Annotated in this window: 18 protein-coding genes; 1 reads left to right on the top strand and 17 read right to left on the bottom strand. The window is 39.4% G+C overall.

All coding sequences use genetic code 11. From position 1 onward, the window contains the following. Positions 1-172 precede the first annotated feature (172 nt). The 3 genes from MKX65_RS00905 to MKX65_RS00895 form a co-directional block, all read right to left on the bottom strand. Positions 173-1228, bottom strand: coding sequence for a P-loop NTPase (locus MKX65_RS00905; protein WP_160547949.1), 1056 nt, complete (start codon positions 1226-1228; stop codon positions 173-175). 120 nt (positions 1229-1348) lie between these two features. Next, a complete protein-coding gene (gene cwlD, locus MKX65_RS00900; RefSeq protein WP_160547950.1) occupies positions 1349-2071 on the bottom strand; it encodes an N-acetylmuramoyl-L-alanine amidase CwlD in 723 nt (240 codons plus the stop codon). A 77-nt stretch (positions 2072-2148) separates the two neighbouring features. Then, a complete protein-coding gene (locus MKX65_RS00895; RefSeq protein ID WP_340901808.1) occupies positions 2149-2592 on the bottom strand; it encodes a YbaK family protein in 444 nt (147 codons plus the stop codon). 220 nt (positions 2593-2812) lie between these two features. Between MKX65_RS00895 and MKX65_RS00890 the strand changes: the two genes are divergently transcribed. Next, positions 2813-4198, top strand: a complete 1386-nt coding sequence (locus tag MKX65_RS00890) for a PAS domain S-box protein (protein ID WP_340901806.1) — start codon at positions 2813-2815, stop codon at positions 4196-4198. Positions 4199-4284: 86 nt separating this feature from the next. Here MKX65_RS00890 and rpsI read toward each other — a convergent pair whose 3' ends face one another. The 14 genes from rpsI to MKX65_RS00820 form a co-directional block, all read right to left on the bottom strand. Then, positions 4285-4677, bottom strand: coding sequence for a 30S ribosomal protein S9 (gene rpsI, locus MKX65_RS00885; RefSeq protein ID WP_066058480.1), 393 nt, complete (start codon positions 4675-4677; stop codon positions 4285-4287). Between the two features lie 19 nt (positions 4678-4696). Next, positions 4697-5134, bottom strand: a complete 438-nt coding sequence (rplM, locus tag MKX65_RS00880; RefSeq protein WP_066058483.1) for a 50S ribosomal protein L13 — start codon at positions 5132-5134, stop codon at positions 4697-4699. 250 nt (positions 5135-5384) lie between these two features. Next, positions 5385-6125 carry a tRNA pseudouridine(38-40) synthase TruA gene (truA, locus tag MKX65_RS00875; protein ID WP_160547952.1) on the bottom strand — a complete coding sequence of 247 codons (741 nt, stop codon included), beginning with the start codon at positions 6123-6125 and terminating at the stop codon, positions 5385-5387. A gap of 13 nt (positions 6126-6138) precedes the next feature. Continuing rightward, positions 6139-6936 (bottom strand): energy-coupling factor transporter transmembrane component T family protein, encoded by a 798-nt coding sequence (locus tag MKX65_RS00870; RefSeq protein ID WP_340906125.1) that lies wholly within the window; start codon positions 6934-6936, stop codon positions 6139-6141. Then, a complete protein-coding gene (locus MKX65_RS00865) occupies positions 6933-7799 on the bottom strand; it encodes an energy-coupling factor ABC transporter ATP-binding protein (protein ID WP_160547954.1) in 867 nt (288 codons plus the stop codon). The genes MKX65_RS00870 and MKX65_RS00865 overlap by 4 nt, the downstream gene beginning before the upstream one ends. Continuing rightward, positions 7775-8623, bottom strand: a complete 849-nt coding sequence (locus tag MKX65_RS00860) for an energy-coupling factor ABC transporter ATP-binding protein (protein WP_377058712.1) — start codon at positions 8621-8623, stop codon at positions 7775-7777. The genes MKX65_RS00865 and MKX65_RS00860 overlap by 25 nt, the downstream gene beginning before the upstream one ends. A 383-nt stretch (positions 8624-9006) precedes the next feature. Beyond that, positions 9007-9369 carry a 50S ribosomal protein L17 gene (rplQ, locus tag MKX65_RS00855; protein WP_066058495.1) on the bottom strand — a complete coding sequence of 121 codons (363 nt, stop codon included), beginning with the start codon at positions 9367-9369 and terminating at the stop codon, positions 9007-9009. A gap of 77 nt (positions 9370-9446) precedes the next feature. Next, positions 9447-10391: a DNA-directed RNA polymerase subunit alpha gene (locus MKX65_RS00850; protein WP_160547955.1), complete on the bottom strand. Its 945-nt coding sequence runs from the start codon at positions 10389-10391 to the stop codon at positions 9447-9449. A gap of 172 nt (positions 10392-10563) precedes the next feature. Continuing rightward, on the bottom strand, positions 10564-10953 hold the full coding sequence (gene rpsK, locus MKX65_RS00845; RefSeq protein ID WP_160547956.1) for a 30S ribosomal protein S11: 390 nt from the start codon (positions 10951-10953) through the stop codon (positions 10564-10566). A gap of 21 nt (positions 10954-10974) precedes the next feature. Next, complete coding sequence (rpsM, locus tag MKX65_RS00840) at positions 10975-11340, bottom strand: 30S ribosomal protein S13 (protein ID WP_119706284.1); 366 nt, start codon at positions 11338-11340, stop codon at positions 10975-10977. A gap of 23 nt (positions 11341-11363) precedes the next feature. Further along, positions 11364-11477, bottom strand: a complete 114-nt coding sequence (rpmJ, locus tag MKX65_RS00835; protein WP_000868344.1) for a 50S ribosomal protein L36 — start codon at positions 11475-11477, stop codon at positions 11364-11366. A gap of 36 nt (positions 11478-11513) precedes the next feature. Further along, the gene (gene infA, locus MKX65_RS00830) at positions 11514-11732 is read right to left on the bottom strand and encodes a translation initiation factor IF-1 (protein ID WP_034676129.1); all 219 of its coding nucleotides are present in this window, start codon (positions 11730-11732) and stop codon (positions 11514-11516) included. A gap of 202 nt (positions 11733-11934) precedes the next feature. After that, positions 11935-12681: a type I methionyl aminopeptidase gene (gene map, locus MKX65_RS00825; protein ID WP_340901802.1), complete on the bottom strand. Its 747-nt coding sequence runs from the start codon at positions 12679-12681 to the stop codon at positions 11935-11937. Next, entirely contained in the window at positions 12682-13332 is a 651-nt protein-coding gene (locus MKX65_RS00820; RefSeq protein WP_340901801.1) for an adenylate kinase, read from the bottom strand. It abuts the gene before it with no gap. Between the last annotated feature and the right edge of the window lie 8 nt (positions 13333-13340).

Here is a 13340-nt window from a genome sequence, read left to right as displayed (position 1 = left end):
AATTTCTCCGACTATTATTATTCGCGCGCTCGGGTACTTAGCATGATCCCCCGTTAGCGGGGACCCTTAAATCCCGGATACAGGAATCAGCAGCTTTTTAGCAAACAATTTATAAAGATCAAACTCTCCATGCATAAAAAACCTCTCCAAGTGGAGAGGTTTTCCTAATTCACTATTTACCAAGTGACTCGATGATCGTACCTGCGATTTCTTTATATATTTGACCAAGCTTATGGTCTTCGTGATATATAGATGGAGCAAAATCATCTTCATTCCAATCAGGCTGGCCAAGAGGTAACTTGCCAAGTACCTTCGTTTGAAGCTCATCAGCAAGCTTTTCTCCTCCACCTTGTCCGAACACATATTCCTTTTCTCCAGTTAGCTTACTTTCAAAATAAGACATATTTTCAACCACACCTAAAATCTCGTGATCCGTTTTAAGCGCCATGGCACCCGCTCTCGCAGCAACAAAAGCAGCTGTTGGATGTGGAGTTGTGACGATAACCTCTTTACAGGCTGGAAGCATGCTATGTACATCAAGAGCTACATCACCTGTTCCAGGAGGTAAGTCTAGTAGTAAATAATCTAACTCTCCCCATTCAACTTCATTGAAAAAGCTGTTCAGCATCTTTCCAAGCATCGGTCCTCGCCAGATGATAGGAGAGTTATCTTCAACAAAAAAGCCCATAGAGATGACTTTTACACCGAAGCGTTCGACTGGTATTATTTTTTCCCCACGTACGGCTGGGCGCTTCGTTATGCCCATCATATCTGGTACACTAAATCCGTAAATATCCGCATCCACTAGCCCAACTTTTTTCCCTAATCTTGCTAAAGAAACAGCAAGATTCACTGAAACCGTCGATTTTCCTACTCCACCTTTCCCGCTAGCAATAGCAATAAAGGTTGTCTTACTTCCTGGTGATAAAAGACCTTGGGATTCTTCCTCCTGAGTAGAACGGAACTTATCAAGAGTTTCTTGTGACAGTTCAGAAAAACGAATTCCGACTGACTCTGCACCCGCTCCCTTTAATAGGTTTACTATTTTCATCTGTAACTGTAGCTGTTCTGCTGTTCCTGTTTTTGCAATTCCTATTTTAACACTTACATGTTTTTTCTCTTCTTTAATCTTTACTTCTTCAATGGCATTTAATTCATCTAATGTCTTATGTAAAAATGGTTCTTCCACACTTTGTAATAGTTCAATCACTTTTGCTTCTGTTAACAACGTTTACACCGCCTTTTTGAATTCGTTTGCATTTCTTATTATAACATAATACTCTGTATATACAGTTAACTGCATCACACTCTTATATAAGAAAAAAAGAAGGTGGCTTAGTTCACCTTCTTACTCCGCTTCAATTAATTCATTTTCATTTGAGAAATATCTTAGCAGTCCTTTATAGATGGAAGCTGCCACCTTTTCTTGATATTCCTCGGTCTTTAACAACTGCTTTTCAGTTGGATTTGATAAAAAGCCAACCTCCACTAATACCCCTGGTTTCTGTGCATTTTTCAAAATATACACAGAACTTAACGGTTTTGCTTTTCGATCCGTATTTTCAAGATTGATTCGAAGCTCGTCCTGAATGAATTTTGCAGCCTTAGCATTTTCCTTTAACTGTGGTGCGTAAAACGTCTGTGCACCACTCCATTTCTGTGAAGGAATTGAATTTAGATGGATGCTAACAAAAAAGTTTGCTTCCGATTCATTGATCATGGCTAAACGCTTTTTTAGATCCTCCGTTTTTCTCCTACTATATCCTCTAGTTCCACCCTCTGCTAAGTCCTTATCTTCCTCTCTAGTCATTATAACTAAAGCACCTTGCTCTTGAAGATAGTCTCTTAATTTTTTCGATACACTTAATGCAATATCCTTTTCAAGGGCCCCTTCTTCCCCAGCTCCCCCATCAGGTCCACCATGACCAGGATCTAATAAGATAATTTGGCCAGAAAGCGGAAGACTCCAAGAACTCCATGATTCTTTTGTTTTAAAATAATCGTACTGAAGAATAAAAAATAAAATAACTAGTCCAACGGTAAAAGCAATGATTTTGGCTCTTTTGCTCATCTCTATGCGTCAGTCCTTCCCATCCGTCCAATATTCACTTTAATATATGGGACAAGATGGGATAATAGAACCTTGAGTTAATGGAGCCTTAATTTATGTCTTCTTTCTCCTGTACGAAAGCCTTCATGCCACCAACTTTCTACATACTGCTCACACAAGTAATAAAGGGACTCACTATAAACTCCTTCCGTTCCCTTTCCCCAATAAAGGAGGAAATTATAAAGTGTATCGATTAAATGTTTTTCCTCTTTATGACATCGATCCTTAATACTGTCTACTGACTCTCCATAAAACCCGAATTTACTAAAGTGTGCACCTAGAAGATAAGCTTCAATTGCTACATCATAACAAGCCTCTTCTATGCCTGATTGCGTCATTAAATTAGCAGTTATACGAGATGAACCAAAATATTGTTTCACTCTTTCCTTTAACGTTTTTAGTGAGATTTCTCTTAAGACTGATTTTTCATATTTCAACTGTTTTTCACGTTTTTTATCTTTAAAGGTTGTAATCACATTCACCGCATTGTCACCCCTTTCGGTTATTCTTTAACGACGAAAAGAGAGACATACAAATTTGCTACTGAATTCGCCTTCCAATTTTTTTGGTTAATTTTTCTACACATTTTCTATTAATTTTTACAAGGAATTAAAAGAGATGAAATAATTCCAGGCAGGAATATGCTACAAAATCTAGAACTTGTTACCAGATGGAAAATTTTAGATAAGGCAGGGTATAAGTATGAACCAACTCGAAATTGATGCACTTGAAATATTAGATCGAATAACAGATGGTTTCTTCTCGGTTGATACAAATTGGAACTTCACTTACATTAACTCTGAAGCAGCACGATTACTTTTCAGAAATCGAGATGATCTTATAGGTAAAAACATTTGGTTTGAATTCCCCGAGGCAGTATATTTAGCTTTCTACGATCAGTACAATAAAGCTGTAAAGGAACAAGTACCAGTTACATTTAGTTCTTTTTTTCCTCCGCTAAATACTTGGTTTGATGTAAGAGCCTATCCATCTTCCAATGGCCTCTCTGTATACTTTTTAGATGTTACAACAGAAAAGAAATCTGCTTCAGAAAAACAGCAACATTATAAATCCCTATTCGAACAAAATCCTGATGCTGTCTTCTCTTTTGATTTAGAAGGAAATTACCTTAGTGTTAACTCAGCTATGAAGCGCTTGTTAGGCTATACAGAAAAAGAATTTCTCCAATCATCTTACCTTCCCCTTGTTGAAGAAGCAGAATTACAAAGAACCAGAAGTCACTATGAAAAGGCAGCAGCAGGTTATACTCAAAATTATGAAACGAAGGCTTTACATAAAGATGGGCGAGTGGTTCACGTGAGTGTTACAAATATCCCCATTATAGTTGATCATGAGGTAGTGGGTGTATATGGGATTGCCAAGGATATCACGGATCAGAAGGCCACTGAGCTCCAGCTCATTAAGTCTGAAAAACTTTCAGCAGTTGGTCAACTCTCTGCTTCGATCGCACACGAAATACGTAACCCACTTACAGCTCTAAAGGGCTTTCTCCAAATCATGAGGTCATCTGCCCCAAGCAAAGAAATGTCCTATTATGAAATTATGGCAGATGAGATTGCACGTATTGAACAGATTACTGGTGAGTTACTAATGGCGGCCAAACCACAAGTTCAGCATTTTCATTATGAGAACCTAACAGACATCCTTCATGATGTGACGAAACTACTCAATTCACAAGCACTAATAAACCGAGTGAACATTCATGTCAATACAGAGGCTATTCCCCTAGTGTACTGTGTTGCACACCAGTTAAAACAAGTATTCATTAACCTAATAAAAAATGCGATTGAATCGATGCCATCAGGCGGAGATATTCATGTGTTTATAGGAAATTCTCAAAACGGGCAGGTTTATTTAAAAATTATGGACCAAGGCTGTGGTATCCCAGAAGATTTACTTCAAAATATCGGCATACCCTTTTATACAACGAAACAAAAAGGAACGGGTTTAGGTATGATGACGAGCTTTAAAATTATCGAGTCACATGGTGGTAGGATGGAAATATCAAGTAAAGAAGAGGAAGGAACGATGGTTACAATCACTTTACCTGTTCATTTTGTAGAGTAATCATTCATATACTTAAGAGGAGGTCTTTTGTTTATAAAATAAAAAGACCCCCAACCAATGGTTGAGAGTCCTTGATAAGCGTAAAATTAACGCTTTGAGAACTGAGGTGCACGACGAGCGCCTTTAAGACCGTATTTCTTACGTTCTTTCATACGAGCGTCACGAGTTAATAAGCCAGCACGCTTAAGTGTTGGACGGTATTCTGGGTCAACGTTTAGTAACGCACGAGCGATACCGTGGCGGATAGCGCCAGCTTGACCAGTGTAACCTCCACCATTAACGTTAACAAGAATATCATAGCTACCTAGAGTTTCTGTTGCGTTTAATGGTTGCTTTACTACTTCACGTAGTGCTTCGAATGGAATGTAATCAGTGATGTCACGATCGTTAATTGTAATTTTACCGCTGCCTGGAACTAGACGAACACGTGCAACGGAGCTTTTACGACGACCAGTACCAATGTATTGAACCTGTGCCAATATAATACCCTCCCTTTAATTATCCACGAAGTTCGTAAACTTCAGGTTGTTGTGCTTGGTGCGGATGCTCGCTACCAGCGTATACGTGTAACTTTCTGAACATTTGACGACCTAAAGAATTTTTAGGAAGCATGCCTTTAATAGCTAGCTCTAACATTCTTTCAGCGTAGTTTGTACGCATTTCAAGAGCCGTTCTAGTTTTTAAACCACCTGGGTGCATAGTGTGACGGTAGTAGATCTTGTCAGTTAACTTCTTACCAGTTAACTCGATCTTTGAAGCATTGATTAGAATTACGTTATCACCAGTGTCAACATGTGGTGTGAAAGTTGGTTTATGTTTTCCACGTAGAATTGATGCAACTTCTGAAGCAAGACGTCCAAGAGTTTTGCCTTCTGCATCAATCACGTACCATTTACGTTCAATATTGTTTGAATTAGCCATAAACGTTGTACGCATTGAATAGTTCCCTCCTAAATTATACATTCATAAAATTTGTTCTGACATGCATTCCACACGTGTTCCGACATGTGTTCAGTCATGTTTTACGTATATCTCGACATAATAAGTTAACGGGGCTTATCATGGGATTAAAATACATACATCTGATATCATATACTGCATCTGTCCTGATGTCAAGGAAATGTTACACCAGGAATAGTTGTCATAGAATTTTTTTATTAATCTTTTCTACTTTTTAACTACGATTCTACTCATAAAACACTTTCCACAGGTATAACCCTTGCGAGGGAGCTGTTTTCCCAGCAAATGTTCGGTCTCGCTTTTCTAGAATTCCTGGAATAGAGTCGGGCCTAATTTCCCCATTCCCTACCTGTATAAGGGTTCCAACAATGATACGAACCATATTATACAGAAATCCATTTCCTCGAAAACGAAATACCAGCTGTTCACCCTCAGATAAAATATCTAGATCATATATCGTTCTTACACGATCCACGACCTCTGTCTTCGCGGAACAAAAGCTAGTAAAATCGTACTCACCAATAAAATGGGTACAAGCTTCTTTTATCCTATCTAGGTCCAAAGGGTAAGGAAAATGATACGAGTAATTCCTTTGAAACGGATCACGAATTTTTCGGTTATCAATAAAATACCGATACTCTTTTCCGATTGCATCAAAACGTGAATGAAAGTCTAGAGTCACTTCCTCCACCTCTAAAATGGCAATCTCACTTGGTAAAGCTCCATGTAACGCTAGTTGCCACCTTGATAAGGGAATGGACAGGTCTGAATCGAAATGAATTACCTGCCCCTTTGCATGCACACCTGCATCTGTACGACCGGAAGCGGTAACCTTTACTTCTCTACCTTTGTGGAGCTTTGTAAGGGCTGCTTCAAGCTCTGATTGAATCGTACGCTTATTAGGCTGAACCTGGTAGCCATGAAAGGCCGTCCCATCATAAGATATTTTACACTTATATCTCTTCATGAGAACCATACCTCTACCCTCGTAAGACTGCTAGTAAAGCCGTAACTAGCCCTAAGGCAAGTAGCATAGATGTATCTCTGGCTCCCCAGCTTAATTGTCGATACTTCGTTCTCCCCTCACCGCCACGGTATCCCCTTGCCTCCATCGCAATAGCAAGCTCCTCTGCACGTTTAAATGAAGAAATAAATAGAGGAATAAGCAATGGGATGATTGCCTTTACACGATCCTTTACCGGTCCTCCAGTAAAGTCGACACCTCGAGCAGACTGTGCCTTCATTATTTTATCTGTCTCTTGCATAAGAGTTGGAATGAATCTTAAGGATATAGACATCATTAACGCAAGTTCATGGACCGGAAATTTCACTCTCTTTAACGGTCCAAGAAGCTCTTCTAAGCCATCTGTTATTTCAATAGGTGTAGTTGTTAAGGTTAAAAGAGAAGTCATAAGAATAAGCAAAAAGAAACGCAATGAAATAAATAGACCTTGCTTGATTCCTTCTTCATATACTTCGATCCACCCCCATTGAAACAGGAGATTCCCTTCCTTCGTTAAAAAGAGATGAAGAAGCAATGTAAAGACAACTAACCACAAAACCGGCTTTAAACCTGCCATGATAAATCGAATAGATATTTTAGATAAAGAAAGCATGATAAGTGTATACACCAGTAAAGTTCCATACGTTAAAGCATTATTTGCTAGAAACACGACACAAACAAATAAAAAAATTAGAACGAGTTTGGAACGTGGATCCATACGATGCAACACAGAGTCAGCAGGTATATAACGACCAAATATCATTTTATCCATTATTTAGTTCCTCCCTGCATATGTTTAACAATCGTTTCGGATAATTCTTCGATGGTTAAACATGTTTTCCCTAGTGGTTGTCCAAATTCGGCCTCAAACTTTCGTTGAAAGCGAACCACCTCAGGAACATCAAGCCCAAGCTCAAACAGCCCCTCAGGGTCGCTGAATATCTCAGTAGGATTTCCTTTCCTGTATACACGGCCTTGGTGCATAATTGCAATCTGGTCAGCGTAAAGGGCTGCATCCTCCATACTATGAGTAACAAGAATGGTAGAAAGGCTTCGTTCTTTATGCAAGGAATAAAACATATCCATTATTTCTTTTCTTCCACGAGGATCTAGCCCCGCTGTTGGCTCATCAAGTACAATTACATCGGGTTGCATGGCAAGAACTCCGGCAATGGCTACCCTTCTCATCTGTCCTCCTGATAAATCAAAAGGAGATTTTTGAAGAATTCCCTCCTGTAAGCCTACTTGTCGGATCGCAACCTTTGCCCGCTCCTTTGCTTCCGATTCAGAAACACCAAAATTCATTGGTCCAAAGCATATATCCTTTTCTACGGTTTCTTCAAACAGCTGATGTTCAGGGAATTGAAAAACAATACCCACTCTTTTTCTTACTTCCTTTAAATTCTTTTGCTTTTTATCGCTCGTAATGACTCGATCACCAATTACAACCTTGCCACTTGTCGGTTTTAACAGGGCATTTAAATGCTGAATAACGGTGGATTTTCCAGAACCGGTATGACCTATGATCGCCAAAAAAGTTCCTGCTTTTATATCAATGGAGACATCTACTAAAGCAAGACGTTCAAAGGGTGTATTTGCTGAATATTTGTACTCTACTTCTTGGAGTGAGATGTCCATAATTGTTTCACCAACTCTTCTTCTGATAGAAAATGTTTATCTAAGGTCATGCCTAACTCTTTTAACTTCTTGCTAAGTTTTACGGAAAAAGGAATATCCAATCCTAATGAAATAAGCTCTTCTTCTAGTTGAAAAATTTCCTTCGGGGTACCTTCTTTATACAGCTGTCCTCTATTCATAACAATCATTCGATCAGCCTTAGCAGCTTCCTCTAAATCATGTGTAATAGAAACGACGGTTAATTCATTATCACTTTTAAGCTCCCGGATCGTTTCTAGAACCTGCTCGCGCCCTTTTGGGTCAAGCATAGATGTAGCCTCGTCTAAAACGATAATAGCCGGTTTTAGAGCTAATACAGAAGCTATAGCTACACGCTGCTTTTGTCCACCTGAAAGATGATGAGGTTCTTGTAATAGAAACTGACTCATCTTTACTTGTTCTAATGCTTCTTGTACGCGGATAATCATTTCCTCTCGAGGAACTCCATGGTTCTCCAGTCCAAAGGCAACGTCATCCTGAACAGTCGTACCGACAAACTGATTGTCTGGATTTTGGAAAACCATCCCAACCATTTTTCTGGTATCCCAAACCGTTTCTTCAGATAACTTTGTTCCTCCAATAGTAATGGAGCCTTTTTCAGCAAACTGAAGACCATTTAAAAGTTTCGCAAGCGTTGACTTACCAGATCCATTATGACCGACAATGGCAAGCCATTCGCCTTTATTTATGTTAAAGGAGACATCATTTAAGGCGTACTCCTCTTGAAGATCATATTTAAAAGAGACATTCTCTATCTGAACAATGGATGTTACCAAATTACTCATCTCCTCTCAACTACCATACCTAACCTATAAGAAAAACCCCATATTATAAAGAAAACTCGCCAATCTTGGCGAGCTTTGAAAGTGAAGACATGGACCATTCACCGTTAAAATATAAATAAAAATAATATGTATGATGGCATGAATGAATGTCTCATTGACTTCTTATTTCAATGCTCTTTCCTAAATAAAGCCTGCGCCTCCTCTTCATTCCAAATGAGAGCAAGGCGCATGAGCTAGACGAGAAGTGAAAAAAATAACATACACGCTCATCGTAACACTCGTTGGGCTTAGAACTTTAGATAGTCAACGGCTCATTACAGCAAAAGGGCAGAGAACAAGTTCCTGTGTAAACTGTCCTTCACCCTTGTTGTCTGTACTAACTATTAAACTAATTCGATAATTACCATTGGAGCTCCGTCTCCACGACGTGGTCCAAGCTTCATGATTCTAGTGTAACCGCCTTGACGCTCTTCGTAACGGCCAGCGATGTCACTGAATAATTTTTGAACAGCATCTTGGTTAGTTTCAGCGTTAGCTACTTCGTGACGAACGTAAGCAGATGCTTGACGACGAGCATGAAGGTCCCCACGCTTACCAAGAGTAATCATTTTCTCAACTACTGAACGAAGTTCTTTAGCACGAGCTTCAGTTGTTTCAATACGCTCATTAATGATTAAGTCTGTTGTTAAATCACGTAACATAGCCTTACGTTGAGCACTAGTGCGTCCTAACTTTCTGTATCCCATGAAAGTTTCCCTCCTTTGTTGAAGTCATTTATCTCTAGTTGCTTAAGACTTGGAATGGTAAAAGGTTTGACCAAAGATCAATCGTCTTTACGTAATCCTAATCCAAGCTCTTCAAGTTTGTGTTTTACTTCCTCAAGAGACTTACGACCTAAGTTACGTACCTTCATCATATCCTCTTCAGTCTTGTTAGCAAGCTCTTGAACAGTATTGATGCCAGCACGCTTTAAGCAATTGTATGAACGAACGGATAAATCCAATTCTTCAATCGTCATCTCAAGTACTTTTTCTTTTTGATCTTCTTCTTTTTCAACCATGATCTCAGCATTTTGTGCTTCATCAGTTAAACCAACGAAGATGTTTAAATGCTCAGTTAAGATTTTCGCTCCAAGTGCAACAGCATCTTGAGGACCAGTGCTTCCATCAGTCCATACATCGAAAGTTAACTTATCATAGTTAGTCAATTGACCGACACGAGTGTTTTCTACTTGGTAGACAACACGTGAAACTGGAGTGTAGATGGAGTCGATTGGAATAACACCGATTGGTTGATCCTCTCTCTTGTTCTGATCAGCAGGTGTATACCCTCTTCCACGCTTAGCAGTTAAGCGCATGCGAAGATTGCCGTTCGAACCAAGGGTCGCAATGTGTTGATCCGGGTTTAATATCTCGACATCACTGTCATGAGTTACGTCAGCCGCAGTCACTACTCCCTCACCTTGCACATCAATTTCAAGCGTCTTCTCTTCATCAGAGTAGATTTTCAGTGCCAGTTTCTTAATATTTAAAATAATAGAAGTAACATCTTCTACGACGCCTTCAATTGTTGAGAATTCATGAAGCACCCCATCGACCTGAATCGATGTGACCGCCGCACCTGGGAGTGACGACAATAGGATACGACGTAAGGAGTTACCCAAAGTAGTACCATATCCACGTTCTAGTGGTTCTACGACGAACTTCCCGTACTTGGCATCATCGCTGATCTCAACCGTTTCGATTTTTGGTTTTTCTATTTCGATCATCAAATATACCCTCCTTCAAAACGTCGAAACCTCGGTTAGTTTTGTTTAACCGAAATTCCCCCTGTATACGTTCCCGCTTGTGCACAACAACTGGAAAAATGATCCTGTATAAACGTATAAAATTCTTATCATATCCCATTATAGACAGGGATTTTTTTTCTATACAGAAAAATTATACACGACGACGTTTTGGTGGACGACATCCGTTATGAGGAACTGGAGTTACGTCTCTAATAGCAGTAACTTCTAGACCAGCAGCTTGAAGAGCACGGATAGCAGCTTCACGTCCTGCACCAGGTCCTTTAACTGTTACTTCTAAAGTTTTCATTCCATGTTCCATAGATGATTTAGCTGCTGTTTCAGCTGCCATTTGTGCTGCAAAAGGAGTAGATTTACGAGAACCTTTGAATCCTAAAGAACCAGCACTTGACCATGAAAGAGCATTTCCATGAACATCAGTGATTGTTACAATCGTGTTATTGAATGTAGAACGGATATGAGCAATCCCTTGTTCAATATTCTTTTTTACACGACGCTTACGAGTATTAGTTTTACGAGCCATTTAAAGTACCTCCTTTACCGATTATTTCTTCTTGTTAGCTACAGTCTTACGTGGACCTTTACGAGTACGTGCATTGTTCTTCGTGTTTTGTCCGCGAACTGGTAATCCACGACGATGACGAAGACCACGGTATGAACCGATTTCCATTAAACGCTTGATGTTTAAAGAAATTTCACGACGAAGGTCACCTTCAACCTTTAATTTATCAACGATATCACGGATTTTGTTAAGCTCTTCTTCCGTTAAATCACGCACACGAGTCTCCTCTGAAACACCAGCTTCAGCCAATACTTTTTGTGCAGTATTTTTACCAATACCATAGATGTAAGTTAATGAGATTACTACACGCTTTTCACGTGGAATATCTACACCTGCAATACGTGCCATTTACTAGAGCACCTCCCTCATTATTAGCCTTGTTTTTGTTTATGCTTAGGGTTTTCACAAATAACCATAACTTTGCCGCGTCTACGGATAACTTTACACTTTTCGCAGATCGGCTTAACAGATGGTCTCACTTTCATTATCCTAACCTCCTTGATATTACGGAGTGCAACAGATTATTTAAAGCGGTAAGTAATTCTTCCGCGTGTTAAGTCATATGGGGATAGCTCAACAGTTACTTTATCACCAGGCAAAATACGGATGAAGTGCATACGAATTTTACCGGAAACATGAGCTAGTACTGTATGACCATTTTCTAATTCTACCTTAAACATAGCGTTAGGCAAAGTTTCAAGAACCTTACCTTCAATTTCAATTACATCATCTTTCGCCATAGAACTAGTCTCCCTTCTACTCATCAGTTACATGATCCATTAAATACTTACTGAAAGAAATCGTAGCTTTCCAATGCAACACGACCGGTTAATACACTACAATTTTCTAGCAACCTTATAATTATAGCATATTAAAAAGGATTTGCCCAATTTTAATAATAAAATATTACTAAACACTTGACAGTTCCTTTGGTTTTACAAGTTAAGCTTTTGTAAGAATTTCAAAACCCGTTTCAGTGATCGCAATGGTATGTTCAAAGTGAGCACACCTACGCCCATCAACTGTAACAACGGTCCAATCGTCAGCTAAGGTCTTAACATAACGACTTCCTGCATTCACCATCGGCTCAACCGCTAGTACCATCCCAGGTTTTAAACGCGGGCCTTTATTAGGTGGACCATAATGGGGAATTTGTGGATCCTCATGTAAGTCTTGCCCTATTCCGTGCCCTACATACTCGCGTACAACTGAAAACCCGTTTGCTTCCACATAAGTTTGAATCGCGTGGGAGATGTTCGACAGACGATCACCTGGCTTAGCTTCATAAAGTCCCTTGTATAAGGATTCCTCCGTAACATCTAATAGACGCTGTGTCTCCTCATCAATGGAACCTACGGCATAAGTCCAAGCTGAATCACCATGATAGCCATTATACTCAGCACCGATATCAATACTGATAATATCACCGTTGTTCAATACACAATTTCCAGGAATTCCATGCACGAGTTCTTCATTTACAGAAGCACAGATGCTACCTGTAAAGCCGTTATAGCCTTTAAAGGAAGGAATTGCATTATGCTTTCTTATAAAAGCTTCAGCAACTTTATCCAGCTCCTTCGTAGTTATACCGGGAACGATATGCTTTTTTAACTCCTGGTGCGTAAGTGCAACGATGCGACCAGCTTCACGCATTATTTCAATCTCACGCGGAGTCTTGCAAATAATCATTTACGCAAGCTCCCGAAGAAGGCTGTCAATATCTTTGAATACATCATTAATATCTTGTTGACCATTAATATTTTTTAGGTAACCTTTTGTTTCATAGAAATGAAGCAAAGGTTCTGACTGTTGAATGTTCACTTCTAATCGGTTATGAACCGTTTCTTCGTTATCATCTGCACGCTGATAAAGCTCTCCACCACAACGGTCACAAGTTCCATCCTTTGCAGGAGGATTGAAAACCAAGTGATAAGTAGCTCCACATTCTTTACAAATACGACGACCAGTTAAACGTTCCATCAGAATATTGTGGTCTACATCAATATTTAAACAGTAGTCAATTTTCTTATCTAATTCAGTAAGCATATTCTCTAGCGCTTCTGCCTGAGCAACAGTTCTAGGAAAACCATCAAGTAAGAATCCTTTTTGACAGTCATCTTTACTTAATCTCTCACGAACAATACCAATTGTTACTTCATCTGGAACAAGTGCACCTTGATCCATGAAAGATTTAGCTTTTAACCCTAGTTCTGTTCCTTCCTTCATAGCAGCACGGAACATATCTCCTGTCGAGATATGAGGGATAGAATATTTTTCAACGATTTTTTCAGCTTGAGTGCCTTTTCCCGCACCTGGCAGCCCCATCAAAACTAAATTCACTCTGGCTC

It is taken from the genome of Robertmurraya sp. FSL R5-0851, assembly GCF_038002965.1.
Taxonomy (GTDB): domain Bacteria; phylum Bacillota; class Bacilli; order Bacillales; family Cytobacillaceae; genus Robertmurraya_A; species Robertmurraya_A beringensis.
This window is presented reverse-complemented; position numbering and strand designations above follow the sequence as displayed.

What these genes read in the sequence shown, in the direction of transcription:
- cwlD (WP_160547950.1), bottom strand. Translation starts at nt 2,071, where the DNA reads ATGAGCAAAAGAGCCAAAATCATTGCTTTTACCGTTGGACTAGTTATT.
- MKX65_RS00890 (WP_340901806.1), top strand. Translation starts at nt 2,813, where the DNA reads ATGAACCAACTCGAAATTGATGCACTTGAAATATTAGATCGAATAACA.
- rplM (WP_066058483.1), bottom strand. Translation starts at nt 5,134, where the DNA reads ATGCGTACAACGTTTATGGCTAATTCAAACAATATTGAACGTAAATGG.
- truA (WP_160547952.1), bottom strand. Translation starts at nt 6,125, where the DNA reads ATGAAGAGATATAAGTGTAAAATATCTTATGATGGGACGGCCTTTCAT.
- MKX65_RS00865 (WP_160547954.1), bottom strand. Translation starts at nt 7,799, where the DNA reads ATGGACATCTCACTCCAAGAAGTAGAGTACAAATATTCAGCAAATACA.
- MKX65_RS00860 (WP_377058712.1), bottom strand. Translation starts at nt 8,623, where the DNA reads ATGAGTAATTTGGTAACATCCATTGTTCAGATAGAGAATGTCTCTTTT.
- rplQ (WP_066058495.1), bottom strand. Translation starts at nt 9,369, where the DNA reads ATGGGATACAGAAAGTTAGGACGCACTAGTGCTCAACGTAAGGCTATG.
- MKX65_RS00850 (WP_160547955.1), bottom strand. Translation starts at nt 10,391, where the DNA reads ATGATCGAAATAGAAAAACCAAAAATCGAAACGGTTGAGATCAGCGAT.
- rpsK (WP_160547956.1), bottom strand. Translation starts at nt 10,953, where the DNA reads ATGGCTCGTAAAACTAATACTCGTAAGCGTCGTGTAAAAAAGAATATT.
- rpsM (WP_119706284.1), bottom strand. Translation starts at nt 11,340, where the DNA reads ATGGCACGTATTGCAGGTGTAGATATTCCACGTGAAAAGCGTGTAGTA.
- rpmJ (WP_000868344.1), bottom strand. Translation starts at nt 11,477, where the DNA reads ATGAAAGTGAGACCATCTGTTAAGCCGATCTGCGAAAAGTGTAAAGTT.
- infA (WP_034676129.1), bottom strand. Translation starts at nt 11,732, where the DNA reads ATGGCGAAAGATGATGTAATTGAAATTGAAGGTAAGGTTCTTGAAACT.
- map (WP_340901802.1), bottom strand. Translation starts at nt 12,681, where the DNA reads ATGATTATTTGCAAGACTCCGCGTGAGATTGAAATAATGCGTGAAGCT.